Annotated in this window: 17 protein-coding genes; 6 read left to right on the plus strand and 11 right to left on the minus strand. The window is 72.5% G+C overall.

All coding sequences use genetic code 11. The features are described from left to right. A complete protein-coding gene (locus ACFQRF_RS07590) occupies window positions 1-1,287 on the minus strand; it encodes an acyltransferase family protein (RefSeq protein ID WP_379869990.1) in 1,287 nt (428 codons plus the stop codon). Window positions 1,288-1,433: 146 nt separating this feature from the next. Here ACFQRF_RS07590 and pgfA point away from each other — a divergent pair, with 146 nt between their 5' ends. Next, on the plus strand, window positions 1,434-2,345 hold the full coding sequence (gene pgfA / locus ACFQRF_RS07595) for a cell envelope lipid trafficking protein PgfA (RefSeq protein ID WP_379869992.1): 912 nt from the start codon (window positions 1,434-1,436) through the stop codon (window positions 2,343-2,345). Between the two features lie 67 nt (window positions 2,346-2,412). Here pgfA and ACFQRF_RS07600 read toward each other — a convergent pair whose 3' ends face one another. The 5 genes from ACFQRF_RS07600 to ACFQRF_RS07620 all read right to left on the minus strand — a co-directional run bounded on the left by ACFQRF_RS07600 (window position 2,413) and on the right by ACFQRF_RS07620 (window position 7,486). Beyond that, window positions 2,413-3,366 carry an oxygenase MpaB family protein gene (locus tag ACFQRF_RS07600; protein ID WP_379869993.1) on the minus strand — a complete coding sequence of 318 codons (954 nt, stop codon included), beginning with the start codon at window positions 3,364-3,366 and terminating at the stop codon, window positions 2,413-2,415. A 166-nt stretch (window positions 3,367-3,532) separates the two neighbouring features. Beyond that, window positions 3,533-4,123: a GTP-binding protein gene (locus tag ACFQRF_RS07605; RefSeq protein ID WP_379869994.1), complete on the minus strand. Its 591-nt coding sequence runs from the start codon at window positions 4,121-4,123 to the stop codon at window positions 3,533-3,535. Continuing rightward, window positions 4,104-4,478 (minus strand): DUF742 domain-containing protein, encoded by a 375-nt coding sequence (locus ACFQRF_RS07610; protein WP_379869996.1) that lies wholly within the window; start codon window positions 4,476-4,478, stop codon window positions 4,104-4,106. The genes ACFQRF_RS07605 and ACFQRF_RS07610 overlap by 20 nt, the downstream gene beginning before the upstream one ends. A gap of 12 nt (window positions 4,479-4,490) precedes the next feature. Beyond that, window positions 4,491-4,934: a roadblock/LC7 domain-containing protein gene (locus ACFQRF_RS07615; RefSeq protein WP_379869997.1), complete on the minus strand. Its 444-nt coding sequence runs from the start codon at window positions 4,932-4,934 to the stop codon at window positions 4,491-4,493. A 2-nt stretch (window positions 4,935-4,936) separates the two neighbouring features. Next, window positions 4,937-7,486 (minus strand): sensor histidine kinase, encoded by a 2,550-nt coding sequence (locus ACFQRF_RS07620; RefSeq protein ID WP_379869998.1) that lies wholly within the window; start codon window positions 7,484-7,486, stop codon window positions 4,937-4,939. A 496-nt stretch (window positions 7,487-7,982) separates the two neighbouring features. On the opposite strand from ACFQRF_RS07620, the gene ACFQRF_RS07625 reads away from it, so the two are divergent. Then, window positions 7,983-9,107, plus strand: a complete 1,125-nt coding sequence (locus tag ACFQRF_RS07625) for a VanZ family protein (protein ID WP_379870000.1) — start codon at window positions 7,983-7,985, stop codon at window positions 9,105-9,107. Between the two features lie 18 nt (window positions 9,108-9,125). On the opposite strand, the gene ACFQRF_RS07630 is transcribed toward ACFQRF_RS07625, so the two are convergent. Together ACFQRF_RS07630 and ACFQRF_RS07635 are read right to left on the minus strand one after the other, a co-directional pair. Continuing rightward, complete coding sequence (locus ACFQRF_RS07630) at window positions 9,126-9,518, minus strand: DUF3592 domain-containing protein (protein WP_379870002.1); 393 nt, start codon at window positions 9,516-9,518, stop codon at window positions 9,126-9,128. A gap of 414 nt (window positions 9,519-9,932) precedes the next feature. Then, on the minus strand, window positions 9,933-11,372 hold the full coding sequence (locus ACFQRF_RS07635; protein WP_379870003.1) for a GuaB1 family IMP dehydrogenase-related protein: 1,440 nt from the start codon (window positions 11,370-11,372) through the stop codon (window positions 9,933-9,935). Between the two features lie 313 nt (window positions 11,373-11,685). On the opposite strand from ACFQRF_RS07635, the gene ACFQRF_RS07640 reads away from it, so the two are divergent. Further along, the gene (locus tag ACFQRF_RS07640; protein ID WP_379870005.1) at window positions 11,686-12,684 is read left to right on the plus strand and encodes a CDP-alcohol phosphatidyltransferase family protein; all 999 of its coding nucleotides are present in this window, start codon (window positions 11,686-11,688) and stop codon (window positions 12,682-12,684) included. Window positions 12,685-12,759: 75 nt separating this feature from the next. Here ACFQRF_RS07640 and ACFQRF_RS07645 read toward each other — a convergent pair whose 3' ends face one another. Further along, complete coding sequence (locus ACFQRF_RS07645; protein ID WP_379870007.1) at window positions 12,760-13,860, minus strand: acyltransferase family protein; 1,101 nt, start codon at window positions 13,858-13,860, stop codon at window positions 12,760-12,762. A gap of 563 nt (window positions 13,861-14,423) precedes the next feature. On the opposite strand from ACFQRF_RS07645, the gene ACFQRF_RS07650 reads away from it, so the two are divergent. After that, a complete protein-coding gene (locus ACFQRF_RS07650; protein WP_379870008.1) occupies window positions 14,424-16,379 on the plus strand; it encodes an amidohydrolase in 1,956 nt (651 codons plus the stop codon). An 88-nt stretch (window positions 16,380-16,467) separates the two neighbouring features. Further along, window positions 16,468-17,265, plus strand: coding sequence for a M48 family metallopeptidase (locus ACFQRF_RS07655; protein WP_379870010.1), 798 nt, complete (start codon window positions 16,468-16,470; stop codon window positions 17,263-17,265). A 10-nt stretch (window positions 17,266-17,275) separates the two neighbouring features. Here the strand turns inward: ACFQRF_RS07655 and ACFQRF_RS07660 are convergent, their stop codons facing one another. Beyond that, the gene (locus ACFQRF_RS07660; protein ID WP_379870012.1) at window positions 17,276-18,217 is read right to left on the minus strand and encodes a threonine ammonia-lyase; all 942 of its coding nucleotides are present in this window, start codon (window positions 18,215-18,217) and stop codon (window positions 17,276-17,278) included. 125 nt (window positions 18,218-18,342) lie between these two features. Between ACFQRF_RS07660 and ACFQRF_RS07665 the strand changes: the two genes are divergently transcribed. Next, the gene (locus ACFQRF_RS07665) at window positions 18,343-19,164 is read left to right on the plus strand and encodes an inositol monophosphatase family protein (protein WP_379870014.1); all 822 of its coding nucleotides are present in this window, start codon (window positions 18,343-18,345) and stop codon (window positions 19,162-19,164) included. 112 nt (window positions 19,165-19,276) lie between these two features. Here ACFQRF_RS07665 and ACFQRF_RS07670 read toward each other — a convergent pair whose 3' ends face one another. Next, window positions 19,277-21,442, minus strand: a complete 2,166-nt coding sequence (locus ACFQRF_RS07670) for an elongation factor G-like protein EF-G2 (protein ID WP_379870015.1) — start codon at window positions 21,440-21,442, stop codon at window positions 19,277-19,279. Window positions 21,443-21,510: the final 68 nt, after the last annotated feature.

The raw sequence follows: 21,510 nt of genomic DNA on the forward strand, positions 1-21,510 counted from the left end.
CTACGGCGCCGGCGGCGGATCGGCCGTCCGGCGGCGCCGCGCCCCCCATCGCCGGACCGGCTCCTCCACCCAGCGGTGCGTGGCGGCGGCGAGCAGCAGCGTGCCGGCGGTCACCGGCACGAGATCCAGCCAGAACGACCCGGTGAAGATCTCCTGCCCGGTGAACTCCCGCCACAGGTACAGCACGACGAACTGCCACAGGAAGATCCCGTAGGAGACGCGGCCGAGGTAGCCGGCCACCGGATGCCGGAGCAGCGCGGGCAGCCACCGGCCCTCCGCCGGGACCGCGACGGCGGGGTCGGGCAGCAGGGCGGCCGGGGCGATGACGAAGAACGCGAAGAGCATGGAGGTGGCCATGTCCACCAGCGCGACCCAGAAGCCGTCCACGCCGACGAACCTCGGGCCGGTCGCCGGGGTGGCGGCCACCAGGTAGCAGGCGCCGGCGGTCAGCCAGCACAGCGTCGCCGACCGCGGCAGCGTGCGGCACAGCCGCCGCACCGGCCCGTCCGGTCCGGGCTCCCGCCGCGCCCATTCCGCGAGCACCGCCAGCGCCATTCCCACCGCGAACATTCCCAGGGTGCGGGGCAGCCAGGCGTGCAGCTGCGGCCGGGGCTCCGGATAGAACTGCAGCAGTGTGGCCAGCACCGCGAGCCCGGCGAGCGCGGCCAGCCCGGCGAGCAGCCGCCGGGCCCGCCCACCGACGCCGTCGGCCGGGGCGGAACGGGCCGCGTGGCGGGCCAGCAGGGCGGCCAGCACCGGCAGCGCCAGGTAGAAGGCGGCCTCCACGCACAGGCTCCACATCTGCCCCAGCCCCGGGGGACCGGTGCCGACCCACCAGGGGCCGGGATCGTAAACGAAGGTGAGGGTGAGCACCTCGGCCCAGGCCGGGACCGAGGCGATCCGGTCCCGTGACCACAGCAGCATCGCGGTGACGGCCACGATCCAGTAGGCGGGCAGGACCCGCAGCGCGCGCCGCCACAGGTAGCCGCGCGCCCGCGGGCCACGGACGCCGTCGAGGGCCGCGCTCGCCCAGGGGCGGTACAGCAGGAAGCCGGACAGCGCGAAGAACAGCGGCACGCCCATCTCACCGCGCGCGAGCAGTGCCCCGGGCACGCCGGGCGCCAGCGCGGCTCCGGTCTCCATCGCCACGTGGAACACCAGCACCATCAGCGCCGCCAGGGCCCGGACGCCCTCCAGCGCGGTCAGGCGGCCGTGCGCCTGCGGAAGGCCGGCCGGTGCGGGCGATGGGGTGGAGGGGACGGTGGGAGAGCCGGGGGAGGAGGTCACGGGCGGGCTCCTCCTCGGTGCGCGGGAGGGCAATAGAACTTGTTATAAAGAATGCGGCACACCCCGGTGACGTAGCTCACGGGGCGAACTACGATACCTCAAACTGAAGCACGTTCCAGATCGGGATCCCCGGCCCGGGAGGGGTCATGCGCCGTACCCTCGCGCTCGTCTGTGTCACTCTCGGAGTCTTCAGCCTGGCGCTGGCCCCGATGCTGCGGTTCTGGGTGGCCCCCGCACTGATGCGCACGCCCATGGACTACTACAACGAGGTCGTGAACCACGGCGAGAACGTCAGCTACTTCAGCGCCGAGGACCTGGAGTCGGTCGAGGGCGCGACCGTCGAGGCGTACTCCACCTTCCGCGCCGACGTACCGGCGAGCGACTCCGACGTCGTGGTGTGGGACCAGTTCACCTGGGTCACCGACGTCGACCGCGACTATCCGATCCAGTCCACCACCCGCCGCGCCGGGCATGACCGGTTCACCGGCCAGGCCGTCGACTGCTGCGATCCGTCGGTGAACGGTGAGCGAGCGGAGCAGAGCGGCCAGGTGTTCAAGTTCCCGTTCCTGACCGAGCGCCGCGACTACGAGTTCTTCGACACCACCACGCGGCGCACGTGGCCGATCGAGTTCCGCGGCGAGGAGACGGTGCACGGTGTGCCCACCTACCGGTTCGTGCAGGTGATCGAGCCGACGCGGGTCGGCGAGCGCACCATGCCCCGGAGTCTGCTCGGCATGGACGGCGAGGGCGACGTCACCGCCGACGAGATGTTCTCCCTCACCCGCACGTACTGGATCGAGCCGACCACCGGCATCCCCATCGACCTGGAGGAGCGCCACCACCGCGCGGCGAGCGTGGACGGCGAGGAGCGGCTCGTGCTGTTCGACGGCGTGCTGCGCTTCACCGAGGAGACCACCGAGGGCTACATCGAGTCGGCCACTCCGGGCATGACCCGGCTGCCGCTGGTGCGCGAGACGCTGCCCATCACGCTGGCGGGAGCGGGCGCGGCGCTGGTCGTGGTCGGGCTGCTGCTGCCGGTGCTGCGCCGCCGCACGTGAGGGCGGCGGACGCGCGAGGGTGGATCCGGCGGTCCGGTCCACCCCGCACGCCCGTAACCGCCGGACGTCAGGACCGGTCCGCGGCCGGCGGCACCGCCTGGCCCGGGGCGGGGACGCGTGCGCCGGTCTCGGCGACCTCCACGGTGGCGAGGTCGTGCGGCACCGGGCAGCCCTTGGGGAACGTGCCGATCCGGTTGGGGTCGAACCCGTCGGGGTAGCTCTTGATGTTCGGGCTCATCCGGGCCCACTGCGGCTTATCCCGCGGCGGCAGGAACCGGACGACGCGCGCCCGCGCCTTCAGGGACGCGTGCGCCGCCGCCCGCCAGAACCGGGACGGCTCGTCGTACCGGAAGGCGCGGACCAGCCGGTCGTCCAGCAGCCCCATCATGAACGGCCGCATGATCGGACGCTGCCACTTCGGGTAGAACTCGATCATCAGCTTCAGCGTGGAGTCGGCGACGGCACGCCCGCCCTCGGAGTAGCCGAAGTTGGCCTGTTCGTAGGACTCGAACAGGTCGAGGAACTCGGCGTAGGTCTCCGGGATCTCCTTGATCGCCATGTGCCGGCCGAGCCGCCGGTAGTAATTGGTGTTGGCGGCGATCTCGTGATCGGAGAGCCGCCGCCAGCCGAACCCCCAGTCGTTGATCCAGCGCACCGGCATGACCACGAAGGTGCTCAGCACGTACTGGTAGTCCTCGTTGCTGATGTCGTAGGACCGGTGCATCTGGTTCATCCGGCGCAGCGAATCGCGCCCGGGGCCCGGTTCGAAGCCGTGCTCCAGGATCTGGTCGAGGATGATGGCGGTGTCGTCGTACCGGTACTGGGTACGCGTCGTGAACTCGCGGGTCTCGCCGAGCAGTTCGCCGATGCTCGGCGCGGCGTAGGTCCGGTACAGGGCCAGGCCCAGGGCCTGCATGATGTCCCAGGGGAACTCGTGTGCGCTGAGAATCTGCGCGATCCGCCGGCAGTCGGCTTCGGCGTCGAGTCGATGGATCTCGTTGTACCAGTCGTACCGTTTCATGCACGCTCTTTCGATCTCGACGGATGCTCCGCGGTACGCGAAATGACCGTTGTCACATCTGCGACCGGATACCGGGACGTAGCGTAATCGCGGCGAGCCCGGACCGCAGCGGACCAACGGCCTTTTAGGGAGAGTTGTCGGATTTGTGATGCCGGGCGAGGGACGGCTAGGCCACGGGCGCCATCGTCGCCACGACGTGCTCGACGAGCGCGACCAGCACCTGCTTGCTCGACTCACGCAGCCGTGCGTCGCAGAGCACGATCGGGATCCCGTCGGCGATGCTGAGCGCCTCCCGCACCTCCTGAGCCTCGTACCGGTGCGCGCCGTCGAAGCAGTTCACCGCCACGACGAACGGGATCCCACGCCGCTCGAAGAAGTCCACCGATGGGAAACAGGTGTCCAGCCGCCGGGTGTCGGCGAGCACCACCGCGCCCAGCGAGCCGAGCGCCAGCTCGTCCCACATGAACCAGAACCGCTGCTGGCCCGGGGTGCCGAACAGGTACAGCACCAGCTCGTCGCTGATGGTGATGCGGCCGAAGTCGAGGGCGACCGTCGTGGTCGTCTTCTCTTCGACCCCTTCCAGGTCGTCGACACCGAGGCTGGCCTCGGTCATCAGCTCCTCGGTGCTCAGCGGCGAGATCTCGCTGACCGATCCCACCATCGTCGTCTTGCCGGCACCGAAGCCACCGGCCACCAGGATCTTGACCGCCGAGGGGATCACGCCGGCCGCCGCGCTGTCAGAGTCGTTGGATGCCATCGAGAACCGCCTGAAGTATGTCCCGGCTCACCGGGCTCTCCGTCGTGTAGGGGGCGCGGGCGAGGACGTATCCCCGGCCGATGAGGTCGCTGAGCAGCACCTTGACCACGGCCACCGGGACGTCCAGGTGCGCGGAGACCTCGGCGACCGACAGCGGGCGCCGGCAGAGGGACAGGATGTCCACCTGCTCGGGCTCCAGGGACATCTCGTCGACGTCGGCCCGGGCAGCGATCACCACGCTGATCATGTCCAGCTGAACGGTGTCGGAGCGTTGCCGTCCCCAGGTCATGACGTACGGCCTGACCAGGGGGCCCGCCTCTTCCGGAGTGGGCCCCGACGAGTGCTCGTCCGGCATTGGGTCCTCCCGCTACCGTGCCGTGCTTCCTGACACCTGCCCGCCGGAGGACGACGGCCGCTCGCCGTGCCGGGGAGCGGCGTCCAGGGAGCCGCCGACCTGTTCGACCAGCACGTTCATCTCGTAGGCGATCAGGCCGACGTCGGACTCCTCACCGGCGAGGACGGCGAGGCAGGCGCCGCTGCCCGCTCCCGTGACGAAGAGGTAGGCATGCTCCATCTCCACCACGGTCTGCAGCACCCGGCCGCCGCCGAACTGCCGGCCGGTGCCGCGCGCCAGGCTCTGGAACGCGGAGGCCACCGCCGACAGGTGCTCGGCGTCGGCCTGGCTGAGGGCTCCGGACTTGCCGATGGGCAGGCCGTCCGCGGACAACACGATCGCGGACCTCGCGCCCACCGCCCGTTCCACGAGCTCGTCCAGTAGCCAGTCCAGGTCTCTGGGGACGTTGTTCGTCACGGTCACGTATCCTTCTCCGTCTTGTTCTGTTGCTGCCGGCCGTCCGCGCGTCCCCGCCGCGTGCCCTGCTGAAAGGCGGACATGCTCTGGCGCAGCCGCTGGGACCGCTCCGGGTCCTCCGCGGGGGACGGATCGGCAGCCGAGGTCGGACCGGAGTCGTAGAGCTGGGGGGCGAGGTTCGCCTGTGGCCGGCGCTTCGGCAGCCGCGGCCGGGCGTCCGCCGCCGGGGCGTCCTCGGCGGACCGCTCCTCGGGTGCGGCCCGGCCCTCGGAGGGCGTGGTCACGTCGGCCGTACCGCCACCGTCCGGGGCGTGGTGCGAGCCGTTCGGGCCCGTGGACCACACGGTGCTCGCTGAGGGCAGGGTGGCGCCTGGGACCCGGCGCGGGCGGGACGGCCGCGGCGGTTCGGGCTCGCCGGGGCCGCTCAGCACGTCGCCGTCCGGAGCGGCGTGCGCGCCGCGCTCGGCGTGCCGGGGAACGACGTCGCGTGCGCCGTTCTCCGCCGTGCGGCCGGCCGCGTGCTCCTCGCCCGACTCGGCGGTGCCGTTGCCGGGCCGGCTCCGGTCGGCGGGGGCGGTGTCACCGGAGGCCGGACGGGCGGCGGGCGGCTGGTCCGTGGAGACCAGCGAACCGGGCAGCAGCACGATGGCCTGCACGCCGCCGTACGGCGACGCGCGCAGCCGGACCTTGATGCCGTGCCGCTGGGCCAGTCGCGAGACCACGAACAGGCCGAGGCGCATCTTCTCGTTCAGCCGCATGACGTCGAACTCCGGCGGGTTGGCCAGGAGTTCGTTGGCCGAGGTGAACTCCTCGTCCTTCATGCCGAGACCGCGGTCCTCGATCTCGATGGTCACGCCGTTGGGCACCTGCTCGCTGCGCAGGTGCACGCTGGTGTGCGGCGGGGAGAACGCGGTCGCGTTGTCCACGAGCTCGGCCACCAGGTGGATCACGTCCGCGACGGCCGGGCCGTTCAGCCAGACCCGCGCGATCCGCTGCCGCTTCACCCGCGTGTAGTCGCCGGACTCGGAGATGGCGCTGCGCAGCACGTCGATCAGCGGCATGGGCCGGTGCCAGGTGCGCCCCGGGGTCTCGCCGCCCAGGATGAGCAGGTTCTCGGCGTTGCGCCGCGAGCGGGTGGCGAGGTGGTCCAGCTTGAACAGCTCGGTCAGCTGCTCCGGGTCCTCCTGCTCGCGCTCCATCTTGTCCAGCAGCCGTAGCTGGCGGTGCACCAGCGTCTGGCTGCGGTGCGCGATGTTGAGGAACACCTTGTTGACGCCCTCGCGCAGCTCGGCCTGCTGGACGGCCGCGGCGACGGCGGTGCGCTGTGCCGCGTTGAACGAGCGGGCCACCTGGCCGATCTCGTCGTCGCTGTGCGACAGCTCGGGCACCTCGCGGGCGACGTCGACGGGCTCGTTGCGGCCGAGCCGCTCGACGATGCCGGGCAGCCGGCGGTCGGCGAGCTCCTGAGTGTCATCGCGCAGCCGGTTCAGCCGGTCGCTCAGGGTTCGGGAGGCGCGTAGGGCGAACCGGAAGGTCAGGACGGAGATCGCCGCCACGCCGAGCGCCGCGACGAGGAAGGTGGTGATGGCGCGCGCGGCGTTGCCGAGCTGCACGTCGCCGGCGTACATCGCCTGGGAGGCGCCCAGGTCGACCAGCTGCTCCTTGACGGGGGTGTACGCCTCGCGCCACTCCTGCTCGGAGATGGGAATGGCGAGGTTCTCGGTCTGCGCGCCCGTGACGGGGTCGGTCTCGATCTCGATCTGCCGCGCGGTGACCTGGTCCTCCAGCTCGGCCAGCGCGGCCCACTCCGGGCTGCGGTCGAGTTCGGTGAGCGCGCGGCTCTGCTCGGGTCCCACGAAGTCGCGAATGGAGTCCAGTGTCCGGTGGTAGGCGCCGACCAGGCGGGTGAACTCCTGCTGGTCCGCGGCGCTCAGTTCACCGGTGGCGAATGCGCGGGTGAGGTGGGAGTCGGCCTGCGCGAGCATGTCGACCGTGCGGAAGGTGTAGGTGGCGCTCATCCCGATGCCCACGACGTTGGCGGCCGGGATCTCCCGCGACTGCAGGTCGAACAGGTCGGCGCCGTTCTTCATGAGCGCGTTGTAGAACTCCAGCACGTCGGCGCGGGTGGCCTGGCCGCCGTCCACCTGGGCGCGGATCTCCGGGATGGTGTCGAACCGGCCGCGCAGGCTGATGATGAGGTCCTGCACCTCGGGGGAGGAGAGGGCCAGCGCGCCCTCGAACCGGGTGAGGGCGTCCTCCATGAGCACGTCGGAGTCGGCGCGGGCCTCGCGCAGCGCGTCCTCGTACTCGGCCGGCTCCTCCAGGTAGGCGACCGTGAACGAACGCTCGTCCATGACCGCGGTCAGTGCGACCGCGGCGGGGGTCAGCATGTCCTGGGTGCCCTTCGCGACCATGTACTGCAGGAGCGCGTTGTAGGCCAGGTAGCTGCTGGCCACCAGCCACAACGCCACCAGCGCCGCGGTCGGAACGAGGATGATCCGCCGGAGGCGGGTCCGGATGTTGGGATCTCGCTTCTGCTTCGCTGCCTGCACTGCTCTCCTCTGAGCCGTGGATCGCGGAGCGCACCACAGCACGGGGTGGGATCGGCTGGGGGCCGCGACGCGCGAACCACCGCACCTGGACGGAGGTGGATGCCCGGCCGGCACGGTATTTGACCGCCCGTGAGAGGAAACGGTCCCTGCGCCGTTACGCGGTCATAACTCCACCAAAGGGGGAATCCGGCCATCGGATCGTACCTTGCTGCATCTCGCCGGGAACGCCCTCGCACAGCGTGAAACAGGGGGTTTTCGGGGGCAAGATCCTGCAGGTCGTGCCAGCGGCGATCTGTCCCGCCAATCGCCATATCAGGGCGAAACGGGCGAGTGGTGCCAGTGTGGCGGTAGCGAAAATTATCAAAAAGTTACCGAACGCGTTGGCCGGGTCACGCGATCGTCCGAAGCGGGCCGGCTTTCGCGATTCGCCTGCGTGGACCTGGGGAGATGGTTAGCCTTCGGAGCCATGGGGGGAGTAGTCGCGCAATCACCGGCAGTGTCCGGCATTCCGGTCGACGTTCCGGTCGGCAGCACGGCGGGCCTCGCGGTGCCGGCGGCGGTCCTGGCCGTGCTGCTCGTCGTCGCGGGCTTTCTCGCCCACCAGCACCGCCGCTACGGACGGTTCGGTGGCTGGAGCGGCCAGGTGGGCACCGCCGTGCCGGCCACCGGATGCGGCCTGGCCGGTTACGCCGTATGGCCGCTCCCCGCCGGCACGGTCTGCGCCGCGGGTGCCGCCGCACCCGTCGGCGGGATCGGCCGGACCGTCCTGCCGCCCGACCCCGACACGCTGCTGCGCGCCGCGGTCATCGCCGCGGTGTTCCTGCCGGTCGGGCTGCTCGCCCGGCACCGCTACCGCAGCGGATGGGTCCGCGCGATCGCCCTCGGGCTGGCGCTGGCGGCCGTGGTCGAGGTGGTCCAGTACAGCGGGGTGTTCGGCCTCGCGCCGTGCGCCTACCGCGTGGCCGCCCTGGACGACGTCCTGCTGGCCGGGCTCGGCACCCTGCTCGGCTGGTCCGCCGCGCGGCTGCCGGAGCGGTGGCTGCCCCGCGGCTGGCCGGCGGCCGTGCCGGATCTGCTGCCGCCCGGCGGCTACCGCCGACTGCTCGGGCACACCCTCGACGTGGCGCTGTGCTGGTCCGGCGGTGCCCTGCTGGCCGCGATGTCGTCGGCCGTCGGCCTGATTCCGGAGGCGGACGCCGAGGCCCTGCGGCCGGCGATGTTCGGCGGACTGCTGGTGGCGGTCGGCGTGCTCGTGCCGCTGCTGCGCCGGGACCGCTGCACGCCGGGGCGGGCCGCCGTGCACCTGGCGCTGTCCGACTCGGGGCCGCCCCGCCCGGCCGCGCGCCGCCGGGTGCTCGCCCGGGCCCTGCCCTGCTACCTGCCGGCCGCCGCCCTCGTCGCTCTCGGCCAGGTGTGGTGGGCGCTGCTCCTGCCGGCCGCGCACGCCTGCTGCGCGCTGGTCCGCCCGGACCGGGCGGGCCTGCTGGACCTGCTCGCCGGTACCCGCGTCGTCACCCGCACCATGGTGGCCGGAGGCGGGCTGCCCGCCGCCCAGGTTCGCCACGTTCCGCCGCGCCCGCCCGCCGATCCCGGCGCGCCCGAGGCGGCCGGCCGCGGGTAGCGCCGGTTCCGGGAGGTCTCAGGACCAGGCGAGCACGCCCAGCAGCGCGCCCACCAGGGTGCAGCAGGCCCCCAGCGCGCCCCACAGCACCGGGACGCCGCGGCTCAGCCACGGGGCGGTCACGATCCGCGCGCGGTCCGGGCGGTCCGGATCGTAGGCCACGGTGACCGTGTCGCCATGCCGCGCCGCGGCCCAGCCCGTGCTGACGTGCGCGGCGAGCACCTCGTTCCCTTCGTCGGTGTGGAAACGCACCATGATCCGCGACGATCCGGCGCTCTCGTGGTAGCCCACCACCTCGGCGTTCGTGCGGGCGCCGCGGCCGGCCAGGACCGCCGATCGCCAGGAGGCGACGAACAGCCAGCCGAGGATCACCGCTCCGGCCGCGAGCGGCACCAGCGGGTACAGCGCCATGTCGTGATCCCCCGTTCCGTGGGCACGGCGATGGATTTCCTCTCCCCCGGAGGACGTGGTGGCCGCCGGATTCGTTCCGTACGCCGGATCACGCACCCGGCTGCGCCCGGCACCGTACGCGGCGTCCGCCGCGAGGATGACCGCGCCATCCTCCATGAGCAGTTGCCGGGATACGCCGAGCGGCCGATGTGCCGCCGGACCGGCGCCCCTAGCGTGGCACCGTGGCCGCCACGACACGGTGAAGTAAGGGGGTGTCGCGGCCGGTCACGGTTGACGGGGCTCGGGCAGGGCACGCGCCGGACCCCGCGCGGCGGCGGGCTCGGACGGTCGGTATCCGGTGCGTCCCGGGCCCGCCGGGCACCGCGGTCACGGTGCCCGGGTTCGGTGGCCGCCTGCGGCCCTTGGTGGCGCGGGTTACCAGCTCGTGGGGACGGGCTGTCCCTCGCTGTAGCCGGCCGCGCTCTGCAGACCGACCACGGCCCGTTCGTGGAACTCGGCGAGCGTGCCCGCCCCCGCGTAGGTCATGGAGCTACGCACGCCGGCCACGATTCCGTCCAGCAGGTCCTCCACGCTGGGGCGGTCGGGGTCCAGGTACATGCGCCCGGTGGAGATGCCCTCCTCGAACAGCGCCTTACGGGCGCGGTCGAACGGCGAGTCCTCGGCGGTGCGCAGCCGCACCGCGCGGGCCGACGCCATGCCGAAGCTCTCCTTGTACAGCCGGCCCTGCGCGTCGCGCATCACGTCGCCGGGCGACTCGTAGGTGCCGGCGAACCAGGAACCGATCATCACGTTGCTGGCCCCGGCGGCCAAGGCCAGCGCCACGTCGCGGGGATGCCGGACCCCGCCGTCGGCCCACACGGACCGGCCCAGTTCGTGGGCCGCCGCGGCGCACTCCAGCACCGCGGAGAACTGTGGCCGGCCCACGGCCGTCATCATCCGGGTGGTGCACATGGCGCCGGGGCCCACGCCGACCTTCACGATGTCGGCACCGGCCTCGATGAGGTCGCGGGTCCCCTCGGCGGTGACGACGTTGCCGGCCACCAGCGGCACCTTCGGGTCCAGCGCGCGCACCGTGCGCAGGGCGCCGATCATCTTCTCCTGGTGGCCGTGCGCGGTGTCGATCACCAGCGTGTCGGCGCCCGCGGCCAGCAGCGCGGCCGCCTTGCCGGCGACGTCGCCGTTCACGCCCACGGCGGCCGCGACCCGCAGCCGGCCGTCGGCGTCCAGCGCCGGCCGGTAGAGGGTGGCGCGCAGCGCTCCCGTGCGGGTGAGCACCCCGACGAGCGCGCCCTCGGCGTCCACCACGGGGGCGAGCCGGTGCCGGAAGTCGTGCAGAGTCGCGAACGCCTCCTTGGGGTCCGTCCCCGCCGCGACCGTGAGCAGGTCGGTGGACATGACCTCGCGGAGCTGGGTGAAGCGGTCGACACCGGTGCAGTCCGCCTCGGTGACGACGCCGACCGGGCGGCGCTTGTCGTCGACGACCATGACCGCGTTGTGCGCGCGCTTGGGCAGCAGGTTGAGCGCGTCGCCCACGGTGTCGTCCGGGTTCAGGGTGATCGGTGTGTCGTGCACCAGGTCGCGCTGCTTGGTCCACCGGATGACGTCGGCGACCACCTCGATCGGGATGTCCTGTGGGATGACCACGAGTCCGCCCCGGCGGGCGACGGTCTCGGCCATGCGGCGCCCGGCCACCGCGGTCATGTTCGCCACTACGATGGGGACGGTGGTCCCCGAGCCGTCGTGCGATGTGAGATCCACGTCGAGCCTGGACCCCACGGCCGAACGCCGGGGGACCATGAACACGTCGCTGTAGGTCAGGTCGTGGTCGGGAACCTGGTTGTTCAGAAAGCGCACGCCGCTACCTCGGTCGTTACCCCCGGGGCCCGGCGCGGAGATCCGGACGGACCCGCTCGAAACCCCCCTTACGTGTTCATTATGACCGCGCCGATTACGCCCACCGCCAACCGTCTGGAATGATCTTCCGGCTGAAACCCACCCTCCCCTCCCGCCCGGAGCGTGATGTCGCACGCTCTGCTGGTAGCAGAAGGCACGGTCTGCTGGTAGCAGGAGACACGGTCTGCTGGTAGCAGAGGACACCGTCTGCTGGTAGCAGAAGACACGGCGCCCCGACCCCTCGACGCCGGCCGGGAGCCCCGCAGGAGATGAGATGACGAGCTTCACACTCGCGGACGTCCGCGAGCGCACCTACAAGAAGCGCGACGCCTGGTGGACGGTCTTTCTCGTCGACCCGCTCGCCGCGCGGCTGGTCGTCTGGACCGCCAACCGCACGAACATCACCCCGAACCAGATCACCTTCGGTGCGGGCGTGCTCGGCCTCGGCTCGGCGGTCTGCTTCGCGCTCGGCAGCTGGCCGTGGCTGGTCGCCGGCGCCGTGCTCTTCCACCTCAGCTTCGTGCTGGACTGCATGGACGGCAAGATCGCCCGGCTGAAGAACAACGGCTCGGTGTTCGGCGCGTGGGTCGACTTCGTCTTCGACCGCATCAGGTTCTTCGGCTGCATGCTCGCGCTGCTGATCGGCCAGTGGGCGGTGACCGGCGACATCGTCTACCTGCTCCTCGCCCCGGTCGTCACGTTCCTGGACCTGCTGCGCTACCTCAACGGCTCGCAGGTGGCCAAGACCCGGCAGAGCATGCGGGAGAAGCTGCGCGCGGCGGCGCTCGGGGACGTGACGGCGGCGGACGCCGGGTCGGACGACCCCGAGAGCACCGAGACCGCGGAGCCGGCCGCCGCACAGCGGCCGGCCGATGTGGCGGCGCCGGTGGTGTTCATGGAGGAGGTGTTGCGCGAGAACCCCGGGGTGGCCGCGGAGCAGGTGCGCACCGGCGCCTACCCGGCGGGAGCCCGGGTCATCGACGTGCACCAGGGGTTCAGCGCGCGGTTCGGCTGGTACGAGCGGGTCCGGGACCGGCTGTTGCGCAGCCGGGTGCGCCCGCACCTGTTCTCCGGCATCGAGTTCGAGATGTTCGTGTGCGTCGTCGCGCCGCTCACCGCCGTGGTGGCGCTGTTCACGCCGTGGCCCAGCCTGGTGGTGCCGGTGCTGGTGCTGTCGTGCGCCGCGCTGCTGTTCTTCGAGGTCGTCATCGTGTACAAGCTGTGGCTCGCCACCCGGGACTTCACCCGGGAACTCGACCGGCTGCGGAGCTGATCCCGTAGGCAGGGAAACGGGAACGGGGCGGTGGTTCGCGAACCACCGCCCCGTTCCCGTTCCGGCTCCCGCCGGTCAGGCGCGCGACTTGTCCCGCCGCAGGATCCAGTCCATACGCGGCTCGACCGCCCACTTCGTGGCGCGGCGGACCCACGGCGAACACAGCAGGAACGTCAGCCCCAGGGCGACGGCCGTGTTCACCGCCAGCCCCAGGTAGCCGGTGGTCAGCTCGTACCAGCCGAGCGAGTCGGCGATCCGGATCGGCAGGCCGTGCAGCAGGAACACGTACATCGTGAACGCGCCGAGCCCCGTGAACCAGGTGGTGCGGCGCGGGGTGAGCGACAGCAGCGCCGCCGTCAGCGAGGCCGCCAGGACCATGAACACGATGCGGGCGGGGATGCCGATCGGAAGCTCGACGTCCCGGTCGGTCAGGCTCTCCCGCCAGAAGACCCACTCCAGGCTGAGCTGCTCCAGGTACACGAAGCACATCACCGCGGTGATGAGCACGACGCCCACCGACCAGACGCGGACCCAGCGGTTGCGGAGGAACTCGAAGTGGCGGGGCTCCAGCATGAGGCCGGTGACGAAGAACGGCAGCAGGCTCAGCACCCGCGACATCTCCAGCACGTCGCCGACGGACCCCAGGCCGGCGGCCAGCGACACCACGATCGCCACCGGGATCGGCCAGCGCACGCGCTTCCACAACGGCACCGAAAGCCGCCACACGAACAGCGCGGCGAGGAACCAGGTGAGCCAGAGCGGCTGGAGCGGGGTGTCCGGCAGCGAGCGGCCGACACTGAGCGACTGCAGCGCGTAGATGCCCCAGAAGATGAGGTAGGGCGCGACGACCGTGGTGAGCAGCTTGTCCACGCGGCGCGCCGACCCGTCGAAGGACTTCGACAGGTAGCCGCAGATGAGGACGAACGCCGGCATGTGGAACAGGTAGATCCAGAAGTAGATCGCGCTCGCCAGCCGGGTGTCGCTCGCCGGCGAGATGACATGCCCGATCACCACGAGCACGATGAGCAGGAACTTCGCGTTGTCCAGCAGCGCGTCGCGGCGCTTCGCGGGCGCGCCGCCGGGCGGGCCGCCGCCGGTGTTCGCGGCGGCGGACGCGGCGGCCTGGTCACCGTCGGGGTGTGACTGGTTCTGCAGGGCTGTGGTGGTTGAGGCCACGGGATCTCCGAGTCACGGTTTCGGGATATGGGCACGGATGGTGCTGGTCACGCCATGCATCCGCGCCGGCGCGCTGCGTGGCGCCGTCCCTCGACACGGGACCCCGGCTTCCAGGGAACTGAGCCCTAGCGGATGCGGCTGGGAATTCTCTGAGAGGGCAGACTATCGGCCCAGTCCAAATCCGACCATTCCCGGGGGTGCCCGCGCGTGTGCGGTGGGTGGGCGTCGTCACATCGGCGCCCGCCCGTTCGGATTCGCCCACTACATTGGCGTGGCGGGCGCCCACCCCGGCGCGCGCCCGGGTCCGCCGGTGGCGGCGGACATCGCGAGTGTTGTGGGCGGGATGCCGGAAAGATTGCGAGTTCCTGGGGCAGCCGTTTGAGATTCGTTATCTCGAACGAGAGAATCGGCCAGGTGAGGGCGGCGGTGCCCTGCCCCGGGCCGTCCCGTGACGCGTGATCGGGAGGCCGGGCAGACCCGCACACCGGCTACCCCCTGGCCGCCCGCCGATGCTGGACCGGCGCCGTGACCACGGCGCGGGCCCTCCGGACCGAGGAATGAAGGTGGAAGCAGTGCCTCAGGCGGTCGATCCGCAGCGCGTCGCGCAGTCCGGGAGTGCGGTGATGGCGCTCGTCGACGAGATCTTTCCGCTCGTCGAGGGCTTCTACGTCGACCTGCACCGCAACCCGGAGCTGTCGCACCAGGAGCACCGCACCGCGCGTGCGGTCGCCGAGTGGCTGTCCCGCGCCGGCTTCGAAGTCGCCACCGGCGTCGGTGGGACGGGTGTCGTCGGCGTGCTGCGCAACGGCGACGGCCCCACGGTGCTGCTGCGCGGCGACATGGACGCGCTGCCGGTGGAGGAGCGCACCGGGCTGCCGTACGCGAGCACCGCGCGGGGGGTGGACGCCGACGGCAACGAGGTCCCGATCATGCACGCGTGCGGCCACGACCTGCACACCGCGTGCCTGGTCGGCGCCGCCGACCTGCTCGCCGGGGCCCGGGAACAGTGGAGCGGCACGCTGATGGTCGTGGCCCAGCCCGCGGAGGAGACGATCGATGGCGCGGCCGGGATGCTGCGCGACGGCGTCTACCGGCGTTTCGGCCGGCCGGACGTCGCGCTGGCCCAGCATGTCGGCCCGCAACCGGCCGGGATGATCGGGCACCGCGCCGGCGTCATCCTCGGCGCCGGCAGCACTCTGCAGGTGCGGGTCTTCGGCACCGGCGGGCACGGCTCGCGGCCGCACACCACGGTCGACCCGGTCGTGATCGCGGCGAACATCGTCAACCGGCTGCAGACCGTCGTCTCGCGCGAGGTCGACCCCAAGGAGATGGCGGTCGTCACGGTCGGCGTGCTGCGGGCCGGCACCAAGGCCAACGTCATCCCCGACGAGGCCTACCTGGAGGTCAACACCCGATCCCTCAACGAGCGGGTGGGCCGGCAACTGCACAGCGCGATCGAGCGGATCGTGCGCGCCGAGGCCGCGGCGTCGGGCGCCCCGCGCGAGCCCGAGATCACCCTCGCGCAGGAGACCGGGGTCACCGCCAACGACCCGGCGCAGACGAGCGCGCTGGCGGCGGCGCACCGTGCCTACTTCGGTGACGCCTACGTGGTGGACCTCCCCGAGCCGTTCTCGGGCAGCGAGGACTTCGGCGCGTTCGGCCTGCCCGGCGACGACCACCCGATCCCCTACGTGTTCTGGTTCCTCGGCGGAACACCGCATGACGTGTGGGCGGAGGCGCCGGGGGAGAGCCCCTACGAGAAGCTCGGGGCGCTGCCGAGCAACCACTCGCCGTTCTTCGCACCGGACCGCGAGCCCACCCTGCGCGCCGGGCTCGCCGCGCTGACCGTCGGAGCGCTCACCTACCTCGCCCGGCCCGTCGCGGCCGTCCCGGCGGCGCCCGAGGCACCGGTCGCGTTCGGCGCCGACGGCGGCACGCCCGCCGAGTCGGCGCCGACCGCCGTGCACCCGGAGCCGGACCGGGTTCCGGAGCCGCTGCCCGACGAGCAGGGCGGCTCCACTCAGCGGGCCGACATGGCGGCGCTGCTGGACGACGACGAGCCCGCACCGGCCCCCGATCGTGTCGGCCGGCACGCCGTCGGCGGTGGCGACCTGCTCGACCCTCCTCCGCCGCCGCGCGGGCCCGTGCACGGTACCGAGACCGGGCCCTCCGAGCCGTTCGGCCGCCCCGAACCGCCTGCGGGTCCGGCCTTCCCGGCTCCCGCGCCGCAGGGTCCGCCGATCTCGGCGCCGCCTCCGCCGCCGGGGGCGACTCCCTACCGGCCGGAGTCGGACCGTGAGCTGGGGCTGGACGAGCCGCCGCAGGGGCCGCCGGTCTCCGCGCCGCCTCCGCCGCCGGGGGCGTCCCCCTACCGGCCGGAGTCGGACCGTGAGCTGGGGCTGGACGAGCCGCCGCAGGGGCCGCCGATCTCGGCGCCGCCTCCGCCGCCGGGGGCGTCCCCCTACCGGCCGGAGTCCGACCGCGACCCGGGTCCGGACGAACCGCCGTACCGCCTCTAGGACGCGGCCGGGGTTCCGGTCGGCGGGCCGGTGACCGATATCGCCGGTTTCCCCCGACGCTCGCCGGCGGCGTTGCAGAATGAGCCGCATGCCCATCATGTACTGGGGGAGCCGGCGCCGACGGCGGGCGATGCGGCACCCCCAGGAGAACCTGCTGCTCCTGGTCTGCCTGGGGGTCAGTGCGCTGGCCGCGCTCGGCGCGGTCAACCGGGCGATCCAGGGCGAGACCACCGAGCCGCTGCTGCTCCTGAGCATCCCCGGCGTGGTGTTCTTCGTCCGGGGGCAGTTGTACGCGCGGCAGCGGGTCAACGGGGTGCGGCTCAGCGAGCGGCAGTTCCCCGAGGCGTACCGCATGGTGGTGGACGCCGCGCGGGCCTTCGACCTGCCCGAGGTGCCGGACGCCTACGTCGTGCTCGGCAACGGCCAGATCAACGCCTTCGCCTCCGGACACGGATTCCGGCGGTACGTGGCCATCAACAGCGACCTGTTCGAACTCGGCGACAAGCACGGCGACCAGGACACCCTGCGGTTCGTCATCGGCCACGAGGTCGGGCACATCGCCGCCGGGCACAGCTCCTTCTGGCGCCAGCTCGGGGTCTCGATCGCCAACATCATCCCCGGTATCGGCAGCTCCCTCAGCCGCGCGCAGGAGTACACGGCCGACAACCACGCCTACGCGTTCTGCCCACAGGGCGCGCACGGCCTGCGCGTGCTCGTGGCCGGCAAGTACCTCTACCGTGCGGTCGACTTCGACGGCATCGCGGCGCGCGCCCGCACCGACCAGGGCTTCTTCGTGCTACTGGTGAACCTGCTGTCCAGCCACCCCATCAGCACCTGGCGGTTCGAGGCGCTGCGGGACCGCTCGCGGCCGGGCAGGGTGCTGTGACGCCCGGGGCCTACAGCGCGGCGAGCAGGTCGGGGGCGAAGTTCGCGCCGGTGAGGACGGTGCCCACCCGGGCACCGGGGATCTGGTGGTGGGCGAGCGCGGCGACGCCCACCGCGGCGGCCGGCTCGACGATCATCCCCAGCTCGTCCCGCAGCATCCGCAGCGCCGCGAGGATCTGGGCGTCGTCCACCAGCACCATGTCGTCCACGACCTCGGTCATCCACGCCACGGCGGCCGGGACCGGCACCCGGACGGCGAGACCGTCGGCGATCGTGCGCACCGCCGAGGTGGAGACCGGACGCCCCGACCGCCAGCTGTGCGCCATGGCGGGCGCGCCCGCCGCGCACACCCCGACGATCCGGGTCTCGGGGGAGTCGGCCTTCAGCCAGGCGCCGACACCCGAGACGAGCGCGCCGTTGCCGACCGGAACGAGCAGGGTGTCCAGCCGCAGCGACGACAGCTCCACCCCGATGGTGCCGGCGCCCTCGGCGAGCAGCGGCTCATGCCCGTCCTCGACGAAGACGCAGTCGGCGCGCCCCCGCGCGTAGTCGAGCGCCGCCTGCTTGGCGCCGTCGAAGTCGTCTCCCCCGACGACGACCCGCGCGCCCAGCTCGCGCATGCGGGCGATCTTCGCCCGGTTGGCGCCGGCCGCGGCGAACACCCGCACGGTCAGCCCCCGCTGCCGCGCCGTGTAGGCCACGGCCTGCCCGAAGTTGCCCGCCGAGGCGCACACGATCGCACGGGTCTCGCCGGTCTGGCGGAGCAGGAAGTCCGCGCCGCGGCCCTTGAACGAGCGGATCGGGTTGAGGGTTTCGATCTTCAGGAAGGTCTCGCGGCCGAGGCGCCGCGACAGGGACTCGTCCGCGAACTGCGGCGTGTCGCGGAACGCCGGGTCGACGAGGTGGGCGGCGGCTTCGATTCGGTCCAGGCTCAGGGGGGTGCGGATCGCCATGTGCGCATCGTAGGTGGCACGGCCCCCTCCCCATAGTGGCGTTCGGCCCGTCCGCCGGAGTTCGGCGCGGCCGGATGCGGCAGAGTGGCGGGAGCCCTGTTACCCCCGAACGCCGTGGAGTGCGCATGTCGACCCCGATCCCCTGGCCGGTACCCGAGCCGGAGCTGCCCGCCGACGTCCATCCCGCGCTGGCCGCGGTGGCCCGCGCGGCCCACCGCGCCTACGGCGAGGCGCGCCGCCGGCACACGCGCGCCGAACTCGGCACCGAGACCGCCATGGGCGCCGACGGCACCCCGACGATGCTGGTGGACCGGCTGGTCGAGGACGCCGTCGCCGAGGCGGCCCGCGCCGCCGGTGCCAACCTGCTCAGCGAGGAGGCCGGCTTCCTCGACAACGGCTCGGCCGTCACCCTGGTCGTGGACCCGGTGGACGGCTCGGCCAACGCCGCCGCCGGCGTGCCACTGTCGTGCATCGCCGCCGTGGTCAGCGTCGACGGTACGGCCACCGAGGCGCTGACCTGCTGGTTCGACACCGGGCGCAGCTGGCACGCCGTCGCCGGGCGGCCGACCCCGTACCGCACGTCCGGGCGCACCCGGCTGGACGGCGCCGCCCTCAACGTGCTGCGCCCGAGGCCCGCCGGGCGGGACGCCTGGCACCGGCTGACCGACCGCGCCGCCCGGATCCGTATCCTGTCCACCACCTGTCTGGAGGGCGCGCTGGTGGCCGAAGGCTCCATCGACGCGTTCGCCGACGCCGGCGGCGACGTGCACCGCATCATGGATCTCGCCGCCGCGATGGTGACGGTCCCGGCCGCCGGCGGCGCGGTCATCGACGCCTTCGGCCGCCCGCTGGAGATCGACCCCGATCTCACCCGGCGCTGGTCGGGCATCATCGCGGCCACCCCACGACTCGCCGAGGAGATCGCGGCGGCGGTGACCGCCGGGTGACGGGCGTCCGGTGGTGCCCGGGCCGGTCGTTCCGGTACGCCGCAGCATGCCGAGGCGGCCCGCCACCGGACCGCCCCGGCCATGCGCCGCCACGCGTGCCGCCGAACACGCCCTAACCCTGCCGCGCCGCCACATGGCTCTTGGCGAGGTGCTCCGGCAGCGGCTCGTGCCGCAGGTACCGGCGGCTGAACGTGCCGGTGCCGTGCGCCACCGACCGCAGGTCGATCGCGTAACGCACGATCTCCAGCTGGGGCACCTCGGCGCGGATCAGCGTGCGGCCGGGCGGCACCGGTTCGGTGCCCACCACCCGGCCGCGGCGGGCCGAGAGGTCGCTCATCACCGCGCCCATGTAGGCGTCGGCGACCAGGACGGTCAGTTCGTCCACCGGTTCCAGCATGGCCACCGCGGCGTGCTCGGCGGCATCGCGCAGGGCGAGCCGCCCGGCCTTCTGGAAGGCCATGTCGGAGGAGTCGACCGAGTGCGCCTTGCCGTCGTAGAGCGTGACCCGGATGTCCACGAGCGGGTACCCGGAGGCGACGCCGTGCTCCATCTGGGTGCGGATCCCCTTCTCCACCGACGGGATGTACTGGCGCGGCACCACCCCGCCGACGATCTTGTCGATGAACTCCAGCCCCGTTCCCGACGGCAGCGGCTCGACCCGGATGTGGCAGATCCCGTACTCGCCGTGTCCGCCGCTCTGCTTGACGTTGCGCCCGGTGCCCTGGGCGGGCACGGCGAACGTCTCGCGCAGCGGAATCCGCATCTCCTCGGTGAGCACATGGACGCCGTACCGGTTGGCCAGCCGGTCCAGCGCCACGTCCTGGTGCGCCTCGCCCATGCACCACAGCACCATCTGGTGCGTCTCGGGGTTGACCTCGACCCGCAGGGTGATGTCCTCTGCGGACAGCCGAGCCACCGCCTGGGCGAGCCGGTCCTCGTCGGACTTGGACGCGGCCCGCACCGCCACCGGCAGCAGCGGTTCCGGGAAGGTCCACGGCCGCATGAGCAGCGGGCGTTCCGGATCGGACAGCGTGTCGCCGGTCTCGGCCCGGCTCAGCTTGGCGACCGCGCAGATGTCGCCGGCGACCACCTGGCCCACGGGCCGCGACTCCTTGCCGAGCGGGACGGACAGGCCGCCGACCCGCTCGGCCACATCGTGGTCCTCGTGCCCGCGGTCGTGCAGACCGTGCCCGCTGACGTGCACCATGGTGTCCGGGCGCAGCGTCCCGGAGAACACCCGCACCAGGCTGACGCGTCCGACGTAGGGGTCGCTCACCGTCTTGACCACCTCGGCCAGCAGCGGGCCGTCCGGGTCGCAGGTCAGATCGGGGACCGGTGCGCCGTCAGGCGTGGTCACCGGTGGAACCGGCCGCTCCTGGGGGCCGGGGCAGGCGCGCGGCAGTTCGGTGAGCAGCTCGCCGACGCCCACGCCGGTGGTGGTCGAGACGGCGAGCACCGGGTAGAAGGTGCCGCGCGCGACCGCCGCCTCCAGGTCGGCGACCAGCATCGCGGGGTCGAGTTCCTGGCCCGCCATGTAGCGGTCCATGAGGGTCTCGTCCTCGCTCTCCTGGATCACCCCCTCGATCAGCGCCGCCCGCATCGACTCGACCTGGCCGGCCACCTCTTCCGGCGGCGCCGCCTCGACGGGCCGCCCGGTCGAGTAGTCGTGGTACCGGCGGGTGAGCAGCCCCATCAGCCCGCGCACGGTGCGGTGCGCGCCCTCACCGGCGGTCACGGGGAGGTAGGCCGGCAGTACGTTGGCGCCGAACGCCTCCTGGCACTGCCGCACCGTGTCCGCGAAGTCGGCGCGCGGGTGGTCGACCCGGGTGATCGCGACGGCGCGCGGCATGTCGAGGGCCGCGCACTCGTCCCACAGCATCCGGGTCTGCTCGTCGATGCCGTCGGTCGCCGACAGCACGAACAGCGCAGCGTCCGCGGCGCGCAGCCCGGCGCGCAGGTCGCCGACGAAGTCGGCGTAGCCGGGCGTGTCCAGCAGGTTGACCTTGATCGGGCCGCCCTCTCCGTCAACGATGACCGGCTCGACGGTGAGGTTGATCGAGCGCTGCTGCCGGATCTCGGCCTCGTCGTAGTCGCTTACGGTGGAGCCGTCCTCGACCCGGCCGGCGCGGTTGACCGCTCCTGCGGCCTGGAGCAGCGCCTCGACCAGGGTGGTCTTTCCCGTCCCGGAATGGCCGACCAGCACCACGTTACGGATGTCCGCGGGCTTGTCGGCCGCGGGCGCCCTGCCGGTGGTCGCCGGACCGGATTTCTCCGCCATGCTCATCAGCTCCCCACGGGTGACGTCGATGTCCCGTTCCGGATGTGACGCGGGACACTTCTACCGTC

Origin of the sequence: Marinactinospora rubrisoli (genome assembly GCF_042664915.1) — a bacterium.
Taxonomy (GTDB): domain Bacteria; phylum Actinomycetota; class Actinomycetes; order Streptosporangiales; family Streptosporangiaceae; genus Marinitenerispora; species Marinitenerispora rubrisoli.